The organism is Paucisalibacillus globulus DSM 18846 (assembly GCF_000482485.1).
GTDB lineage: Bacteria > Bacillota > Bacilli > Bacillales > Amphibacillaceae > Ornithinibacillus > Ornithinibacillus globulus.
In genome coordinates, this window is the sequence record NZ_AXVK01000043.1 from 1 (window position 1) to 16,108 (window position 16,108).

Annotated in this window: 19 protein-coding genes; 4 read left to right on the top strand and 15 right to left on the bottom strand. The window is 35.7% G+C overall.

Annotated elements, in window-relative coordinates:
- Positions 1 to 315: 315 nt before the first annotated feature.
- Positions 316 to 537 (bottom strand): hypothetical protein, encoded by a 222-nt coding sequence (locus K332_RS0111935; protein WP_026907650.1) that lies wholly within the window; start codon positions 535 to 537, stop codon positions 316 to 318.
- A gap of 512 nt (positions 538 to 1,049) precedes the next feature.
- Here K332_RS0111935 and pdaB point away from each other — a divergent pair.
- Positions 1,050 to 1,808 (top strand): polysaccharide deacetylase family sporulation protein PdaB, encoded by a 759-nt coding sequence (gene pdaB / locus K332_RS0111940; RefSeq protein ID WP_026907651.1) that lies wholly within the window; start codon positions 1,050 to 1,052, stop codon positions 1,806 to 1,808.
- A 43-nt stretch (positions 1,809 to 1,851) separates the two neighbouring features.
- Here pdaB and K332_RS0111945 read toward each other — a convergent pair whose 3' ends face one another.
- Complete coding sequence (locus K332_RS0111945) at positions 1,852 to 2,469, bottom strand: KinB-signaling pathway activation protein (protein WP_026907652.1); 618 nt, start codon at positions 2,467 to 2,469, stop codon at positions 1,852 to 1,854.
- 160 nt (positions 2,470 to 2,629) lie between these two features.
- Between K332_RS0111945 and gerD the strand changes: the two genes are divergently transcribed.
- A complete protein-coding gene (gerD, locus tag K332_RS0111950; RefSeq protein WP_026907653.1) occupies positions 2,630 to 3,274 on the top strand; it encodes a spore germination lipoprotein GerD in 645 nt (214 codons plus the stop codon).
- A gap of 68 nt (positions 3,275 to 3,342) precedes the next feature.
- Here the strand turns inward: gerD and K332_RS0111955 are convergent, their stop codons facing one another.
- The 5 genes from K332_RS0111955 to K332_RS0111975 all read right to left on the bottom strand — a co-directional run bounded on the left by K332_RS0111955 (position 3,343) and on the right by K332_RS0111975 (position 7,838).
- The gene (locus K332_RS0111955) at positions 3,343 to 4,404 is read right to left on the bottom strand and encodes an Mrp/NBP35 family ATP-binding protein (RefSeq protein WP_026907654.1); all 1,062 of its coding nucleotides are present in this window, start codon (positions 4,402 to 4,404) and stop codon (positions 3,343 to 3,345) included.
- A gap of 103 nt (positions 4,405 to 4,507) precedes the next feature.
- Positions 4,508 to 5,233 (bottom strand): N-acetylmuramoyl-L-alanine amidase CwlD, encoded by a 726-nt coding sequence (gene cwlD, locus K332_RS0111960; RefSeq protein WP_026907655.1) that lies wholly within the window; start codon positions 5,231 to 5,233, stop codon positions 4,508 to 4,510.
- 284 nt (positions 5,234 to 5,517) lie between these two features.
- The gene (locus K332_RS0111965; RefSeq protein ID WP_026907656.1) at positions 5,518 to 6,744 is read right to left on the bottom strand and encodes an efflux RND transporter periplasmic adaptor subunit; all 1,227 of its coding nucleotides are present in this window, start codon (positions 6,742 to 6,744) and stop codon (positions 5,518 to 5,520) included.
- Entirely contained in the window at positions 6,741 to 7,418 is a 678-nt protein-coding gene (locus K332_RS0111970; RefSeq protein ID WP_026907657.1) for a hypothetical protein, read from the bottom strand. Before K332_RS0111970 ends, K332_RS0111965 begins: the two co-directional genes overlap by 4 nt.
- A 192-nt stretch (positions 7,419 to 7,610) precedes the next feature.
- Positions 7,611 to 7,838 carry a hypothetical protein gene (locus K332_RS0111975; RefSeq protein WP_051359447.1) on the bottom strand — a complete coding sequence of 76 codons (228 nt, stop codon included), beginning with the start codon at positions 7,836 to 7,838 and terminating at the stop codon, positions 7,611 to 7,613.
- A gap of 391 nt (positions 7,839 to 8,229) precedes the next feature.
- On the opposite strand from K332_RS0111975, the gene K332_RS0111980 reads away from it, so the two are divergent.
- Together K332_RS0111980 and K332_RS23645 are read left to right on the top strand one after the other, a co-directional pair.
- The gene (locus tag K332_RS0111980; protein WP_026907659.1) at positions 8,230 to 9,036 is read left to right on the top strand and encodes a YitT family protein; all 807 of its coding nucleotides are present in this window, start codon (positions 8,230 to 8,232) and stop codon (positions 9,034 to 9,036) included.
- Between the two features lie 156 nt (positions 9,037 to 9,192).
- Positions 9,193 to 9,411 carry a hypothetical protein gene (locus tag K332_RS23645; RefSeq protein WP_245604674.1) on the top strand — a complete coding sequence of 73 codons (219 nt, stop codon included), beginning with the start codon at positions 9,193 to 9,195 and terminating at the stop codon, positions 9,409 to 9,411.
- On the opposite strand, the gene K332_RS0111985 is transcribed toward K332_RS23645, so the two are convergent.
- The 8 genes from K332_RS0111985 to K332_RS0112020 form a co-directional block, all read right to left on the bottom strand.
- Positions 9,395 to 10,144 (bottom strand): SDR family NAD(P)-dependent oxidoreductase, encoded by a 750-nt coding sequence (locus K332_RS0111985; RefSeq protein WP_026907660.1) that lies wholly within the window; start codon positions 10,142 to 10,144, stop codon positions 9,395 to 9,397. The two genes, K332_RS23645 and K332_RS0111985, sit on opposite strands and share 17 nt — an antisense overlap.
- A gap of 129 nt (positions 10,145 to 10,273) precedes the next feature.
- Positions 10,274 to 11,104 carry a methyl-accepting chemotaxis protein gene (locus tag K332_RS0111990; protein ID WP_026907661.1) on the bottom strand — a complete coding sequence of 277 codons (831 nt, stop codon included), beginning with the start codon at positions 11,102 to 11,104 and terminating at the stop codon, positions 10,274 to 10,276.
- A gap of 416 nt (positions 11,105 to 11,520) precedes the next feature.
- A complete protein-coding gene (gene rpsI / locus K332_RS0111995; RefSeq protein WP_026907662.1) occupies positions 11,521 to 11,913 on the bottom strand; it encodes a 30S ribosomal protein S9 in 393 nt (130 codons plus the stop codon).
- Between the two features lie 18 nt (positions 11,914 to 11,931).
- The gene (rplM, locus tag K332_RS0112000; RefSeq protein WP_026907663.1) at positions 11,932 to 12,369 is read right to left on the bottom strand and encodes a 50S ribosomal protein L13; all 438 of its coding nucleotides are present in this window, start codon (positions 12,367 to 12,369) and stop codon (positions 11,932 to 11,934) included.
- 291 nt (positions 12,370 to 12,660) lie between these two features.
- Positions 12,661 to 13,404, bottom strand: coding sequence for a tRNA pseudouridine(38-40) synthase TruA (gene truA, locus K332_RS0112005; protein WP_026907664.1), 744 nt, complete (start codon positions 13,402 to 13,404; stop codon positions 12,661 to 12,663).
- A gap of 19 nt (positions 13,405 to 13,423) precedes the next feature.
- Positions 13,424 to 14,224, bottom strand: coding sequence for an energy-coupling factor transporter transmembrane component T family protein (locus tag K332_RS0112010; protein WP_026907665.1), 801 nt, complete (start codon positions 14,222 to 14,224; stop codon positions 13,424 to 13,426).
- On the bottom strand, positions 14,217 to 15,089 hold the full coding sequence (locus tag K332_RS0112015; protein WP_026907666.1) for an energy-coupling factor ABC transporter ATP-binding protein: 873 nt from the start codon (positions 15,087 to 15,089) through the stop codon (positions 14,217 to 14,219). Before K332_RS0112015 ends, K332_RS0112010 begins: the two co-directional genes overlap by 8 nt.
- Complete coding sequence (locus tag K332_RS0112020) at positions 15,065 to 15,904, bottom strand: energy-coupling factor ABC transporter ATP-binding protein (protein WP_026907667.1); 840 nt, start codon at positions 15,902 to 15,904, stop codon at positions 15,065 to 15,067. Before K332_RS0112020 ends, K332_RS0112015 begins: the two co-directional genes overlap by 25 nt.
- Positions 15,905 to 16,108 lie beyond the last annotated feature (204 nt).

Sequence of the window (16,108 nt, forward strand, 5' to 3'; positions counted from 1 at the left end):
CTACTAAAAGCACGCTAGCTTTTAGAATTTCTTTAATAGAAAAAACAGGGTATGTTTTTCCTTACATACTGGTTGTTTTGTTCAGTTTTCAAGGAACAATCATTATCTTGTGTCGTTTTTAGCGACAAGATATAATTTATCATATTTAACATTTGATGTCAACAACTTTTTTAAAACTTTTTTTGCGATTTAACAAAGTTGTTTACGTGACAACAGAAATTAATATACCATAGCTAGAAAATAAAATCAACGGTCTTTATTAAAAAAAGTCTCTTCAGAAATTTTTGCATTTGTATCCACTATCAGGAAAGCTTCTTATTCATTCTGCATTTTCCTAGGAATATAGCGCACGCACTCTTTTTCAGCCGCTACTCTTCTAAGTAATTGAAATAAGATCTTATATCTTTCTTTCATTGCACTCTTTACCATATTGTCAATTCTACTATCATCTAAATCGAATATAATTTCGTCTAGCTCTCTTTTAATTAAATACTCTAATTCCTTTTGCTCCGTAAGATTAATCATTAACCCTAACAAATTATCACCTCGTCATGTTTCGCCACTAACTGATAAATTTTTCTTATAACATATAAGTTCGAATTTTTCATTGCATTATGTGGGTGTTTTATCGCAGATTAACGGACTGTAAGATTCCGATATTAAAACTTCTAGATTAAACTAGAACTCTTGAAATAGAGGCCAACAAATTTATAGCCGTTTCATTTTGGCCGATATGGCACACTTCTAATACACCGCTATTAAAAATATGTACTTGTACTTTTCCTCAATTAGGTTGTTACAAGAGCGTAAAAACAATTGCTTATGATTGGGCAAGTAAGCGTAATACCAGATTGGATAAATTATTACCTTTTATTCTTCCATTTACGTAGGAAGAACAAATGCTCCATTAAATTAAGTTTCACTTTATATCGTTCACAAGTTTCATTAAATTATTCAGGCTAGCATAAAATCAGCTAACAGCTTGTTCATATTTTGTATTTTTGTTCATAAGATGTATGGATAGCTTGTTTCCTTTGGAGGTGAAATCTTTGAGTCATTTTTATGTAGTGCGCTTCAACAAATTTAAAAGATGGTCGCTTGTCATTGTGTTAGCCTTTTTCACCGCGGGCTTTTTATGGTTTGAAAACAATGGGATATTATCAGTTTTTTCAAAGGAAAGTCCTGTTGCCTTATCAAAAGGGAGCTCTGAGGAACCCAATATCGCATTAACATTTAATATTAGCTGGGGTGAGGAGAAGGTACATGAAATCCTAAAACAGCTTGAGAAGCAACAAGTTCAAGCTACTTTCTTTGTTAGTGGAGAATGGGCAGAAAAGCATCCAGATATTCTTAATACCATTTCAGAGAACAAACATGAAGTGGGTATGTTAGGCTATCGTTATAAAAGTTATCTTGATCAGGAAGTAGATCAAGTGAAAAAAGATTTACGATATGCCAAAGAGATATTTGGCAAGTTAGGCTACAAAGATATGGAATTAGTACGGGCACCTCATGGACACTTTAATGATGAGATAATTAAAGTGGCAGAGGATTTAGGCCATAAGGTGATTCACTGGAATATAAACCCAAATGATTGGCAGAACCCCGGAACACAGAAGATTGTTGACCATGTTATGTCCCAAACTAACAATGGGGATATCATTCTATTACATGCATCTGATTCAGTTAAACAAACAGCTGAATCCCTTAAAACCATTCTACCTGGTTTAAAAAATAAAGGATATAAGTTCGTGACGGTATCAGAAATGATTAACCAAGCTCATGCAGAAACAAAAATTGTAGAATAAAAAAGAAACCTGATGACAACTAGTAAGTATCATCAGGTTTCTTTTACTTTTTCACTTTGTTATTTGAACTATCATTTAACCGATGTAAAATGAGTAGTTGATACGTATTACAAGCTAGCAAAGTAATAATCATTATTAAAGAAAAATCTGAACCAATCAAGCCGATTCTAAGTGCTGGAACCCACTCTACTACAGTAATTGCTACCATAAAGAAAAGTGCTGGTATGAAAGCATGTTTTTTAGTTTCCTTTGCCTTAATTTTAGCGATAATCCAGCCATAAATAACCAACGCTGCCGCCGCCAGAATAAACCAAAGTATTGAAACATCACCTTCCGAATTTTTATAAGGAAAGTAAATCAGGTCAAAAACAACAAATGCTATTAACACGATTTGAACTATTGGCCAAAAAGATCGGAAAATGCTTAATCCCAATCGATGGACATATAAATAAGCAAAAAATCCCGTTTGGCTTACAGCGCTATAAAGTAACCCATGCCCAATAAAGAATAGCATGACACCAATTAATCCGAAAAAGTTAAACGGATCAAGGTTTTCTGTATAAGAGCCATTTACATTAACAAAAAAACTAACAATGAGTCCAACAAGCCCACCTATTGCTAAAGTTTTCAAAAACAAATTCACTACTTTTCGACTGTTCAATAGAATTATCCTCCTGCTACTCCTACTATATGTACAAATTATTTAAAATTTTAACTACACAATTGGTATTTTAACATGAACCTATTCTTTTTTCCTTTATCAAGCGCATATTTTTGTTTTTTCTCACCCATATTAATGATAAGTGGAAGGAGGGTTCATGATGCTACGTGTTTTCTACTTGCCATTTTTTGGCGCATTACTCTTAACCTTAAGCGCCTGCGGTGGGGAAGCAACTACAAAAGAAACAGATTATGATGCAACTAAAAAAATGGTTGTTGATATATTACAAACAGAAGATGGAAAAAAAGCCCTTGGGGAAATTTTGGCAGATGAAAAAATGCAGCAAAAGTTAGTTATCGAATCCACAACAGTAAAACAAGCGATTGATGAAACACTAACATCTGAAAAAGGCGCTGAAATGTGGAAAAAACTTTTCGAAGACCCTAAGTTCGTCGAAACGTTTTATAAATCTGTCGAAGAAGACCAGAAGAAGTTAATGAAAAGCCTAATGAATGACTCAGAATATCAAAAACAAATGATGGATTTATTGAAAAATCCTGAAATGGAAGAAGCAACTATACAAAGTTTAAAGAGCCAGCAATTCCGGGCACACCTTGAGGAGACCATACAACAAACCTTAGAATCACCATTATTCCAAGCAAAGATGCAAGAGATTTTATTAAAAGCTGCTGAAGAGCAAAGTAAAGGACAAAGTAATGGTGGTGATTCTAAAGGTCAAGGAGGCGGTGGTGGCGGCCAAGGTGGCGGATCCGGTGGTGGTGAGTCCGGCGGCGGCGGTGAATAAAAAAATCGCTTTAAAAAACAAAAGGGGGCCAGATTTCTCTATCACAGAGAAATAGGCCCTTTATCATTTTATTTTTCTTCCACTTTAGCAATAACTTTAGCAGCAATTTTATGAAATTCTTTACCATTCGGATGATCTTCCTGATATACAGAAGGTGCAAATTCATCTTCTTCCTCGTATGGTTGCTGGATTGGCAATTGCCCTAATACTTTAGTTTTTAAGACTTCAGCAAGCTTCTTTCCGCCACCTTGTCCAAAAACATATTCTGTTTCGCCAGTTTTTTGGCTCTTATAGTAAGCCATGTTTTCCACTACACCTAAAATTTCATGTTCTGTTTTAAGTGCCATTTGCCCCGCTCTAGCCGCTACAAATGCTGCTGTCGGGTGTGGAGTTGTTACTATAATTTCCTTACAAGACGGCAATAGTTCGTGTACATCCATAGCAATATCACCAGTTCCTGGTGGTAAATCTAGAAGAAGATAATCTAAATCTCCCCACTCAACTTCCTTAAAGAAACTATTTAACATTTTCCCAAGCATTGGACCACGCCAAATAATTGGTGAGTTGTCCTCGACAAAGAAGCCCATAGAGACTACTTTGACTCCAAATCGTTCAACTGGGATAATCTTCGACCCCCGAACCACTGGTCTTTCTTCAATACCCATCATATCCGGGACACTAAATCCATATATATCTGCGTCAATGATTCCTACTTTTTTTCCTAGTCTCATTAAAGACACAGCAAGGTTTACCGTAACTGTTGATTTACCAACGCCACCTTTACCACTAGCGATTGCTAGGAAATGAGGTTGTTTATTTCCTCCCATTAACGCCTTTTCTTTTGCATCTTCTATAGCAGGCTGGTATTTTTTGATAACGTCATCTGGAAGCTTTTCAAAACGAAGACCTACTGTCACTGCACCATTTCGCTTTAGAATTCCAACTAACTCTTGTTGAAGCTGCATTTGTTCAGCAGTATTTGTTTTACCAATGGCCACCTTTACACTGACATGCTTCTTATCTTCCTTAATGGTAACTTCCTTAACTCCCTCAGTTTCTTCTAGCGTTCTATGTAAAAAGGGATCTCTTACAGGATTCAGTAATTGTATTACTTCTTCTTTTGTTAACACGTAATCACCTTCCCATTTTAGCCTTAGATTTAATCAGTCCAAGGCTAGTATACCATAAATCACCAAAAACCTAAGTGATATGAATCATAGGAGGTGATCACCATTACTTCTCTTCTTCCGCTTCTGGCTCATCTGTCAAATAGCGCAAAATCCCTTCATAAATACTTCCAGCCATTTGTCTTTGATACGTTTGATCCTTCAACAACTCCCTTTCTTCCAAATTGGAAAGAAAACCAATTTCAACGAGAGCACCCGGAATTTCCGCGTTCTTTAGTAAATACAAATTATTGATGGCAAGCGCACTTCGATTAGTATTTTCTAAATTTCTTGTAATCTCTGCTTGAATCATTTTTGCTAAGTGCTTGCTTTCATCTGATTTTGGATAGTAGAAGGTTTGTGCACCACTCCATTTTGTTGAGGGAATTGCATTTAAATGGATAGTCAAAAAGAAATCTGCATCCTTGGAATTAATAATGTCCATACGTTTCTTAATATCCTCTGCCTTTCTTCTAGATAATCCCTTTGTACCTTCTGATGCCAAATCTGTATCTTCTTCTCGAGTCAAATGTACAATAGCACCTGCTTGTTGTAAATAATCCCTTACCTTTTTTGTAACTTCTAATGCAATATCCTTTTCTAATGTATTATCCTTACCTACAGCTCCACCATCTACCCCACCATGCCCTGCATCCAGTACTACTACCTTACCCGTTAAGGGCCAGGGAAAGCCTGCTGTTTCTTCTGCAAAATCCGGCAATGGAAATTTTATTAGTGAAATAAGTACTACTAATCCAACTATCCAAAAGATAATTTTTCCTAATCGATTCATTGTTTTCGCCCCTTTTACTTAACCTCACTCTATTTTATGGGACAAGTATAGGGTTTATGACTTGTGAATCGATTAGATTTATTCAAATAGTTCCTTTACCTGGCTGAAGTTACCCAATGTTACTATTAAATCGTATATATTAACTAAGCCATATGAAAAAATTCTTATCTGTGTCCATTAAAGTATGAGTTAGTCTTTTTAATCGTGAGGAAAGCTTTCATGATTTCTTAACTACAAAAAAGAAGAGTAGCATCTTAACCCTACCCTCCTAATTTACAGTATCATTATCTTGTCATAATTCCAGTTGTCATAAAAAGTAGCCAGTCCTTATATCTCCCAACATCGAGCCAAGCTACATCTTTAAATTTAAGCGGTGTAACAAATGGCATCCCTCTATAAGATGAATCAATGGATTCCTTTGTTACAACATTCCCTACAGACAATCCACTAATCACCTCCAGATCCTCACCCATTTGAATACCCGTTTGTACCGGAACAAGCTCCATTTTTCCTTTTTCATTCATTTTCCACACATGATGATGGTTAACAAAACTTGCATCAACTGTTGCTGAATCAATGGACTCATTGACTGTGATTGCTAAATCAGCATGATAACCTGGTAAAATAGATTCTAAATTTTGATCTTGCTTAAAATTAACCTCAAAAGGATATATACTTTGTGATTCAATATTCACCTCATGTGGTGCATCCTCTAAATGTGAAATGGATCCTTGTAATGTTTGTTCTCCATTAACTAAGGTAATCTCAACTGGTTGTCCAGTCTCAACTTCAATTCTAGCTGCCTCTTCTAGCTCTCCTTGAACTTGGAGATCCATATGTTCAATACGGATAATAGGGTCATTTAATGTTGAGGAAATCTCTTTTACCTTTCCAGCAATAGGACTTTCCACAGTAATGGTATCCCCATTTTCTTGTAAATCATCTAATTGGGATTGAATGGATCGCTCCTGTTCCTTCTTTGCTGCCAATTCCTGTTCCTTTTGAATAATAAATTGTTCCTTTATTAATTCCGCTTCGACCGGTTCCTGTTGTGTAACCACGACAGTTGTAGAATCTTCATCATTATTTCCAACTACTGGTGTTGAAGGTTTCGGTATTCGATACGACACCATTTCAGTTATTGCATCCTCAATCGCATCAATCTCACCATCAACCTTTTCCAATTCATAGGATAGAAGCGTTTCTGTAGCAGCATAATCATTCACTTGATATTGAAATAAAGGGTCACCAACAGATACTACACTACCTTCTTCTATTAGAAAACTATCAAAGCTCCCAATACTTTTATCAAAGTAGACATAACTCTCTCCAGAATAAGAAATTATCCCTTCCGCTTCCACCTTCTCAAATAAATCCGTCTTATAAACAATATCCCACGTCAGTATATAGGCTTGCCTTATCACTTTTTCACCATCATCTAACAATACTAACAGACAATTAATTCCGATAAATAAGATTAGTGCTACCCACTTCATCCGTTTTTTTCTCATAGATTAAACCACCTATTGATAATCAGAGTATCTGTAAATGCCACTACTGCAGATAAGATCCAAACAGTGAGGTTAAACAATATCACCGTAGCCCATACCCACCCTTTTTGTGTAGCGGATAATTTACTAATAAATTTAATTTGAAATCCAACAACCCATAATTGAAATATAGAGATAGTACCAAATAAGTAAATCAAAAATGGGATATCAGTAAAATAGGAAGCAATAATTCCGAACGACAATGGTGAGACATACCAGTCTAACCCAAAATATACGACTAAAGGTATCCACAATACTCTTTCAACAAGCAAGACAAATAGAACCACGAGTTGCATGAGTAGTAACTTTTTAAATTGAATCTTCGTCACCCAATAAAAAATTAAAGATGGAACAAAAAGGATAAATAAAACGAATAGAAATGAATAAATCATTCGACCAAATACAAACCACAGCTTTTGCATTTCATACTCAGAGGCCGTCAATAAAGCTGCTCCACTTGATATAGACGAAGAACCAATCCCCAATAGACCCATTCCACTATAAATGAGTGTAGAAAAAAGCATAAGTAGGAGAATGACTTTCCAAGGTGTCCGAATTAGTTCGGCTTTTCCAATCCGAAAAATATGATCGTCTACTGCAAATAATAATTTAAATAGATTTATCGAATATGTCATCATTCCACCCTTTTCTTTATTAATCTACGGGGACCTAACTTGTACTAATTTTAACGTACATTTCAACAAATATCCATTATTTTCAATCTATTTGGAATAATTTTAGTGCAATCTACCCACGAAACTAAAAAAGTACTAGGCACTCGAGAAATGTGTTAAATTTCACGATTAGCCTAGCACTTTTTACGTAATTTAACTTGATCCTGCTCCAAGCTTTTCTGTCTTTAATGAATCCTCATTAACATTTTCCTTTTTTTCTAACATCCGCACTACTTGCCATCCGACAGCTGCGTTAACTGCAGCCATCATTCCAAATAACAGATAATCTCCGATTGGTTCCGGAAGAATGAGATCCATGATTAACCATCCCCCAGCTGTTGATCCACCTACTAATGCCCCTATTGTGGACTTTCTATTCACGTCACTTTGCACCACCTTTACCTGAATTAAAAAGACTTTTGAAAAGAATGCAAAATACTTAGAATGAACTCAACCCGAATAACTGTCTGATTTCCTCTTTCATATAATCCTATGCAGATTACTTGATCTAAATAACTAGAAAATTACCCATCGGTTGTCCTAATTCTCCCTCAACAATAAGCTTGTTAGGAACATTCGAATTTTATCTAAAATTTTTATATTAACTAATCTTATTGACAGGCTTGTTTATTTCAACTAAATTAATTTTTTATGGAAAGAAAAATAAAAGGACATCCTATTAATAGGATATTTATCATTTATCATCCAACTTCATTTCAAGATACAATTCATAGAAAAAAACGTATGTTTATTATAAGGAGACTCATTATTTATGAAAAATTTAATTGTAATTATCGGTTCATTAATCGTTGCATTTGGCTTTAATTTTTTTCTTGTTCCCTATGGGATTTTAAGTAGTGGAATAAGTGGCGTAGCTATTTTGATTGGATTAATTACGCCATTTGATATTGGTTTGATGAATCTATTGCTTAATTTACCTCTACTTGTTTTAGGCTACTTTAAACTCGGAAAGTTGATTACATATAATACACTGATTTGTGTTGTATCCCTATCCTTCTTCCTATATGTTTTACCAGTTATTCCTGTAGCAGACAATATAATATTATCGACAATCTTCGGTGGGATTATAGGAGGCATTGGAATTGGTCTTATTCTTAAGTTCTCTGGGACTTCTGGTGGATTAGATATCATTGCCATTATCGTGTCCAGAAAAAGTAATTTCAGTGTTGGTCTCCTACTAACTGGTATGAACGGTATTATTGTTCTTATTTCCGGGATTGCTTTCAATTGGAACATCGCATTATATACCCTTTTGTCCATCTATATAACTGGTAAAGTGATTGATAAGATTTACACAAACCATATCAAATTAACGATGCAGATTGTCACTTCAAAAGGAGAGTTAATTCGGGAGGATTTATTGAAGAATATCTACCGCGGTATTACAATCACAGAGGGCTATGGCGGCTATTCTAAAGAAAAGATGGATGTTTTAATGACTGTAGTTACGCGATATGAAATGTTGCAAGTTAAAAAGATTGTCCGTGATCATGATGAAAATGCATTTATTAATATTTTTGAAACCGTTGAAGTGGATGGAGCTTTCGCTAAGAATTAGAAGGATTATAATCATACTATCAAGCATAAAAAAGTTCGCTCAAATAAGAGTGAACTTTTTTATTATATGTGAATCCTTCCTTTCAAAAACTCCCTTAGAGCTGTTCATGGTTTTCGGCATACTCATGCTTCACTATTAATTGTAGCAGATGCCTCAATTAAAGAGGTACAGGAGCGATTAGGACAATCGGACATACAAATGACTATGAAAATTTATACTCACTTACAGATACCCTCAAAGAACAAACTGTACAAAGATATCAACAGTATAAGGATATATAAATGTGGTCAAAACAGTTTTCAGTATATAAAAAAGACCCTCCCCACCAAAGTGAAAAAAGTCTTAAAACTAAAAGTAATTATTTCGTATTCGTAAATCCACCATCAATGCGAATTACTTCACCGTTGATATACTGTGCTTTAGAAGTTAGCAAGAATGTTACAAGTTCCGCTACCTCTTCTGGAGTACCTAGGCGTTTTTGTGGTATACCACTTGTCGCATTAGCTTTCATTTCCGGATTTGCTTCATAGAAAGCTTTGACCATTGGTGTTTCTGTAGGTCCTGGTGCAATAGCATTCACACGTAAACCATCTTTTGCATATTCAGCTACCATACTCTTTGTTATACCAACAATTCCATGTTTTGTAGCAGAGTAAGTTACAACAGAGTCTTGACCAATAACACCAGCACTTGAAGCTGTGTTAACAATAGAACCTCCACCATTCTTTAACATCACTTCAGCTACATAACGTACTCCATATAAAGCTCCTAGTAAGTTGATACCTACTATTTGTTCAATTTCTTCAATGGAAGATTCTAAGAAGAATGAGCCACTACCAGAAATCCCTGCATTATTAAAGAAATAGTCAATTGAACCAAAATGTTCAACTGTTTTGTCCACATAGTTCTTTACTTCTTCAGGCTTGGAAACATCAGCTTTAATAAAAATGGCATCAACACCTAATTGTTTTACCATTTCCACCGTTTCATTTCCACCTTTTTCACTAACATCTACTGCGACGATGTTAACTCCATCTTTAGCTAAACGAACTGCAGTAGCTTGTCCTAAACCACTACCAGCACCAGTTATAATTGCAACCTTCTTCATCGATAAAACCTCCATCTATAACTTTAAAAAACATACGTTTCATTATATCAACATTTCATTTGAAAGAGTAACTTAATTACTCAATAGTGGCAATCAATTGATTGATGACATCACCCATTGATAACCATATTATTCCTCATGGCCAATCAATCTACTCATGAAGTATTTAAGCTCTTGTGAGGCTTTATTCAGATTTTCAATTTCTCCCATAAAGTTAGTGACAAGTTTAGCTTCTTCATTAGTAGAGTCCGCAATCTCCTTGAAATCGGATTGCATTCCCTTCATCGTTTCCTGAATAGTTTTGAGTGTGTCCTCAATATTTTTTGTTGCACGATTCGTTTCTTCAGATAGTTTACGAACCTCATTAGCCACAACGCCAAATCCTGCGCCAGCACTACCAACCCGAGCTGCTTCTATCGATGCATTTAATCCTAAGAGGTTTGTTTGGCTGCTAATCCCTTTTATAAAATTTGTCACTTCATTTACTTTAACTGATTCATCAACCGCATTCTGGACATTGGAAGAAATTTGTTCCGTTGTTGCAGATAGTTCCTCAGAATGAGCAGCAATATGTTGAACCGTAGCTAACAAAGTATTTGTTGAATCTTCAATTATGGTAATAATTTTGTTTAATTGCTGTTGATTTTTCGTGCTTACAGCAACATTTAATCCAGCTACAAGCTGACCCAGTTCATTTTTAACTGGGATAGAAATACTATCAAAAGGGATACCATATTCCTCTTCCGGAACTTTTACTGTAACTGTCTTTACCGGATCAACCATCCCAAAGTTTTTATATTTAGGTGGTAATGGGTCTCCTACTTTATGCTTAAAATCAAGATCAGCACTAGGAGAATAGAATACGTATTTTTCATGATCAAAAATGGTGATCATAACTTCCTCGCGCATCATCTGTTTTATAATTGGAATTGAATGAATAATAGATTGAACAATGTCCATTGTGAAATTCCTTTCTGCATATCTTAAATAAAGATATTTATATAGAGATAATATCGGTTAAAAATGAGCGCTTTTACAACAATTAGTAAAAAATCCTATAGGTAAATATTACAATTAATATAAAAAGGACCCTTCATTCATTAGTTTAGAGCCATTAAAAAGTTGCATATTAACGCTTTTTTAAAGAATACTAATTTACACGATAAAATTTTACAATAACACGAAACTATCATATTTTGAAATTATCCGCTTATAACCTTATTCTACTTGTCCGAAGGGATGGATGCGAGTAGATAACACAATATAAGTTATTATAAATTTAAAACACTGATATAGTTCCGGGCTACTTTTGTCCATGCTTGGAAAACAAAAAAAGACTCTTCCACATAAGTGAAAAGAGCCTTGAAACGTATAAATTAACGTTTTGAGAACTGTGGTGCACGACGAGCGCCTTTAAGACCGTATTTCTTACGTTCTTTCATACGAGGGTCACGAGTTAATAACCCTGCACTCTTAAGCGCTGGACGGTAACCTGGATCTGCTTCTAGTAAAGCACGTGCGATACCATGACGGATAGCACCAGCTTGACCAGTAAATCCACCACCATGAACGTTAACTAGAACATCATATGTTCCTTGAGTTTCAGTTGCTTGTAGTGGTTGGTTTAGAATTAAAAGTTGTGTTTCGTATGGGAAATAGTCTTTTGCTTCACGACCATTGATAGTTACATTTCCAGTACCCGGTACTAAACGTACACGTGCAGTTGACTTTTTACGACGACCTGTGCCGTAATATTGTACTTGTGCCAATTGATTTACCTCCTTTTATTATCCGCGAAGTTCGTAAACTTCTGGTTTTTGTGCTGCATGATTGTGCTCAGCACCTCTATATACGTGTAATTTCTTGCCCATTTTACGTCCTAAAGATCCTTTTGGAAGCATGCCTTTGATAGCAAGCTCAAGCATTTGCTCAGGATATTTTGTACGCATTTCATCAGCAGTACGTTCTTTTAATCCACCTGGATGTCCAGAGTGACGATAGTACTTCTTGTCAGCTAGTTTGTTTCCAGTTAGTTCGATTTTTGCAGCGTTTACGATGATTACATAATCACCAGTATCAGCATGTGGTGTGTAAGTTGGCTTATGCTTTCCACGAAGGATTGCAGCAACCTCACTTGCTAGGCGGCCGAGACGCTTTCCTTCAGCATCCACAACAAGCCATTTGCGTTCGATATTGTTTTCATTCGCCATGAAAGTTGTGCGCATGATTGGTTTCCCTCCATATTATCATTCATTCATTTTTTAAGTTTAAAGTTCATTATTTCTATATTTTCAACACAATTAGTTCCGGGGCTAATCGCGGTTTTAGAAAATAAAATGCCATAGACCATAATACACCATAATCAGCCATTATGTCAAGGGTCTGGTAGATTTATTTATTTCATAAGAACTTCCCTAGATAGATAAACTAACAAGATTATTATATAGTATTTTGGGTGGAAATGAATACTGTCGATATTTCCCAGGAAATGTTGTGTTTAGTCGAATCATTTTCACTTATTTGTAGTTTACTTTCCATAAATACAACCCTTGAGGAGGTGCAGTTTTTCCAGCAAGTTTACGTTGCTTTGCTTCGAGCATCGTTTTAATATCAGTTGGCTTTTTTCTACCTTGTCCAACCGCTAGTAATGTACCTACTATAATCCGGACCATATTATAAAGAAATCCACTCCCACGGAAAGTAAATTCTATTTGTTCATCTTTCTTATGACAGGTAACTTCAAATAGGGTTCTAACCTTCTCTCCTTTGACTGTAGCCTTAGCTGAAGAGAAAGTCGTAAAGTCATGTGTGCCTTCTAAATAACTACAAGCTTCTTTCATTGCCTCGATATCTAATGGATATGGATAATGAAAAACATAATTCCTCTTAAAAATATCTGGTTCCACTGTATTGTGAACGAAGTAATGGTACTCCTTTTCAAGGACATCATACCGTGCATGAAAATCATCAGAGACTGCTTCAGAACTGATGATATAAAGATCGTCGGGAAGTAATGTATTAAGTGCTCTTTTCCAACTCTCATCCAGCATAGTAAGATTTGTCTCAAAGTGGATGGTCTGCCCCATCGCATGCACCCCTGTATCGGTTCTACCAGATGCTTGTATTCGCACCTTTTCCCCTTTATGAATCTTTTCTAGTGCTTTCTCAATTTCACCTTGAACAGTACGCATTTTAGGTTGGATTTGAAAACCACAAAAGTTTGTCCCGTCATAAGTGATTATACATTTAATTTTTGACACAGTCATACTACCTCACGATTTAATAATTTCTCGTAACAAATAATCCTGCAATAATTAATAGGAAAAATAGAAACACTATAATATCCATTTTTCTTATTTTTAATTGCCTTAGCTTTGATCTTCCTTCTCCACCTTGGTACCCTCTCGCTTCCATTGCCATTGCAAGTTCTTCCGCTCGTTTAAATGCACTTACGAATAACGGAACTAATAGTGGAACAATAGCTTTTATCCGTTCCTTTATTGGTCCTGTCCGAAAGTCTACTCCCCTAGAAGCTTGAGCTTTCGAAATCTTATCTGTTTCCTGTAACAGTGTTGGAATAAAACGAAGCGATATAGACATCATTAAAGCTAGTTCATGTACAGGAAATTTTATTTTCTTTAATGGATGTAGCAAATCTTCAATAGCATCCGTGATTTCGATTGGTGTAGTGGTTAGAGTCAATAATGATGTTATCAAGATTAATAAGAAAAATCGTAAGGATATTGCAAAACCTTGGATGAGAGCACCAGAATATATTTTAAACCCTAACAATTCAATTAAGACTGTTCCTTCTTTCGTTACAATTAAATGCAAGATAAAGGTGAATATAATCAAAAACCAAACAGGTGTTAATCCCTTCAATATAAAGCGAATTGGTATTTTGGTGATAATGACCGTCAAAAGTGCAAATGCTGTCAAAATACTATAGCTTAAAACATTATTAGCAAAAAATATGAAAATGACAAATAAGAATATGATCGTAATTTTCATCCGCGGATCTAATCGATGAACCAAAGAATTTCCTGGGACATATTGTCCGATTATTATCGTATTATTCATCTGATTCAGCCCCCTTTAATGCTTGCTGAATCTCCATAGCTAAACGTGGAATGGATTGTCTCTTAAACTGAATCTTATCGCCGAAACGCTCGTTAAAAGCATTTAAAAATTGAATCATTTCTGGAACATCTAACTGTACTTGGTTAAGTGCTTCCTTTTGGGTAAATACCTCTTCAGGTGTCCCCTCCATATACTTTGTCCCTTTATTCATGATAATCACATGGTCTGCATACTTCACTGCATCTTCCATACTATGTGTAACTAGTACTGTAGTTAGATTTTGTTCTTTGTGCAGAGTAGAAAACATATCCATAATTTCTCGTTGACCTCTTGGATCTAAACCTGCAGTTGGTTCATCTAATACAAGAATTTCCGGTTTTACTGCAAGAACCCCTGCTATTGCGACTCTCCTCATTTGACCTCCACTTAAATCAAATGGCGATCTGTTTAACAGTTTTTCATCAAGTCCAACAGCTGGAACTATATCTTTCATTCTTTTTTGAATCTCCGTTTTAGTAACACCGAAGTTCTTAGGGCCAAAAGCAATATCCTTAGCAACAGTTTCATCAAATAATTGATGCTCTGGATATTGGAATACAACTCCAACACGACTTCTTAATTCTTTTAAATTCTCTGGTTTCTTATCTGCATTTATTAGATAATCGCCGATTTGAACCTGGCCTTTTGTTGGTGTTAAAAGTCCATTTAAGTGTTGTATTAAAGTCGACTTACCTGATCCAGTATGTCCAATAACTGCAACAAAGGATCCTGATGGGATATGGAAGGATAGATTTTCTAATGCCTTATGAGCAAAAGGTGAATTAGCTTGATAGATGTAACTTACATCTTTAAATGTAATGTCCATAATTCCTCCAAGAGTTCATCATGATTTAACGGTTCATTCTCAATCAACATATCTTTTTGCTTTAATTCATCAGCAAGTACCGCAACAAAGGGTACATCTAACCCAATCCTTCTTAACTCATCCTTCTTTGCAAAAATATCCCTTGGCTTTGCCTCGTCCCATACTTTTCCGTTATTCATAACAATTACACGCTCTGCTAAAACTACTTCCTGTAAATCATGAGTAATTGTAATTAAAGAAACCTCATTTTTTTCTTGTATATCTGCAACAGTTCGCATAATTTCTTTTCGTCCCCTAGGATCTAACATCGCGGTCGCTTCGTCCAGTATTAGTACATTAGGCTTTACCGCTAGAACACTAGCAATTGCAACACGTTGCTTTTGACCCCCAGATAGGCGGTGTGGCTCTGTTAATAGGTAATCTTCCATACGAACAGCCTTGAGAACCTCTTTTATTCTTTTCTCCATTTCTTCCCGTGGTATGCCACGGTTTTCCATACCAAAAGCAACATCGTCCTGAACAGTTGTCCCTACAAATTGATTGTCCGGATTCTGAAACACCATACCTACATGTTTCCGAACATCCCATACATGCTCATCGTTGACAGGCATACCATTTATAATAATTTCACCCTGCTGAGGATATAATAAGCCATTCATTAACTTTGCGATCGTGGACTTACCAGAACCGTTATGACCAATAATAGCAACCCACTCATCCTTATATATTTCAAAAGAAACATTATCTAGTACCCAAGGCTGCTCTTCTCCGTATCTAAAAGATACATTTCTAAACTCTATAAATTTCTCTCTCATACTAATCTCCTCCTCATACTCATTCTCTTAGCCTTTAGGTTTTGTTTCATGTATGTATTTTACTATTAATTTTGCTTTATGTTAATTGATAGGTGTTTAATTGGTGCGGGGAACATCAGCCGTTATTCTGGAACATCAGCCGTTATTCTGGAACATCAGCCGTTATTCTGGAACATCAGCCGTTATTCTGGAACATCAGCCGTT

Bases quoted from the DNA above. Each gene is read 5' to 3' on its own strand.
- gerD (WP_026907653.1), top strand. From the start codon at position 2,630: ATGCTACGTGTTTTCTACTTGCCATTTTTTGGCGCATTACTCTTAACC.
- cwlD (WP_026907655.1), bottom strand. From the start codon at position 5,233: ATGAATCGATTAGGAAAAATTATCTTTTGGATAGTTGGATTAGTAGTA.
- K332_RS0111965 (WP_026907656.1), bottom strand. From the start codon at position 6,744: ATGAGAAAAAAACGGATGAAGTGGGTAGCACTAATCTTATTTATCGGA.
- K332_RS0111970 (WP_026907657.1), bottom strand. From the start codon at position 7,418: ATGACATATTCGATAAATCTATTTAAATTATTATTTGCAGTAGACGAT.
- K332_RS0111980 (WP_026907659.1), top strand. From the start codon at position 8,230: ATGAAAAATTTAATTGTAATTATCGGTTCATTAATCGTTGCATTTGGC.
- K332_RS0111985 (WP_026907660.1), bottom strand. From the start codon at position 10,144: ATGAAGAAGGTTGCAATTATAACTGGTGCTGGTAGTGGTTTAGGACAA.
- K332_RS0111990 (WP_026907661.1), bottom strand. From the start codon at position 11,104: ATGGACATTGTTCAATCTATTATTCATTCAATTCCAATTATAAAACAG.
- rplM (WP_026907663.1), bottom strand. From the start codon at position 12,369: ATGCGCACAACTTTCATGGCGAATGAAAACAATATCGAACGCAAATGG.
- K332_RS0112010 (WP_026907665.1), bottom strand. From the start codon at position 14,224: ATGAATAATACGATAATAATCGGACAATATGTCCCAGGAAATTCTTTG.
- K332_RS0112015 (WP_026907666.1), bottom strand. From the start codon at position 15,089: ATGGACATTACATTTAAAGATGTAAGTTACATCTATCAAGCTAATTCA.
- K332_RS0112020 (WP_026907667.1), bottom strand. From the start codon at position 15,904: ATGAGAGAGAAATTTATAGAGTTTAGAAATGTATCTTTTAGATACGGA.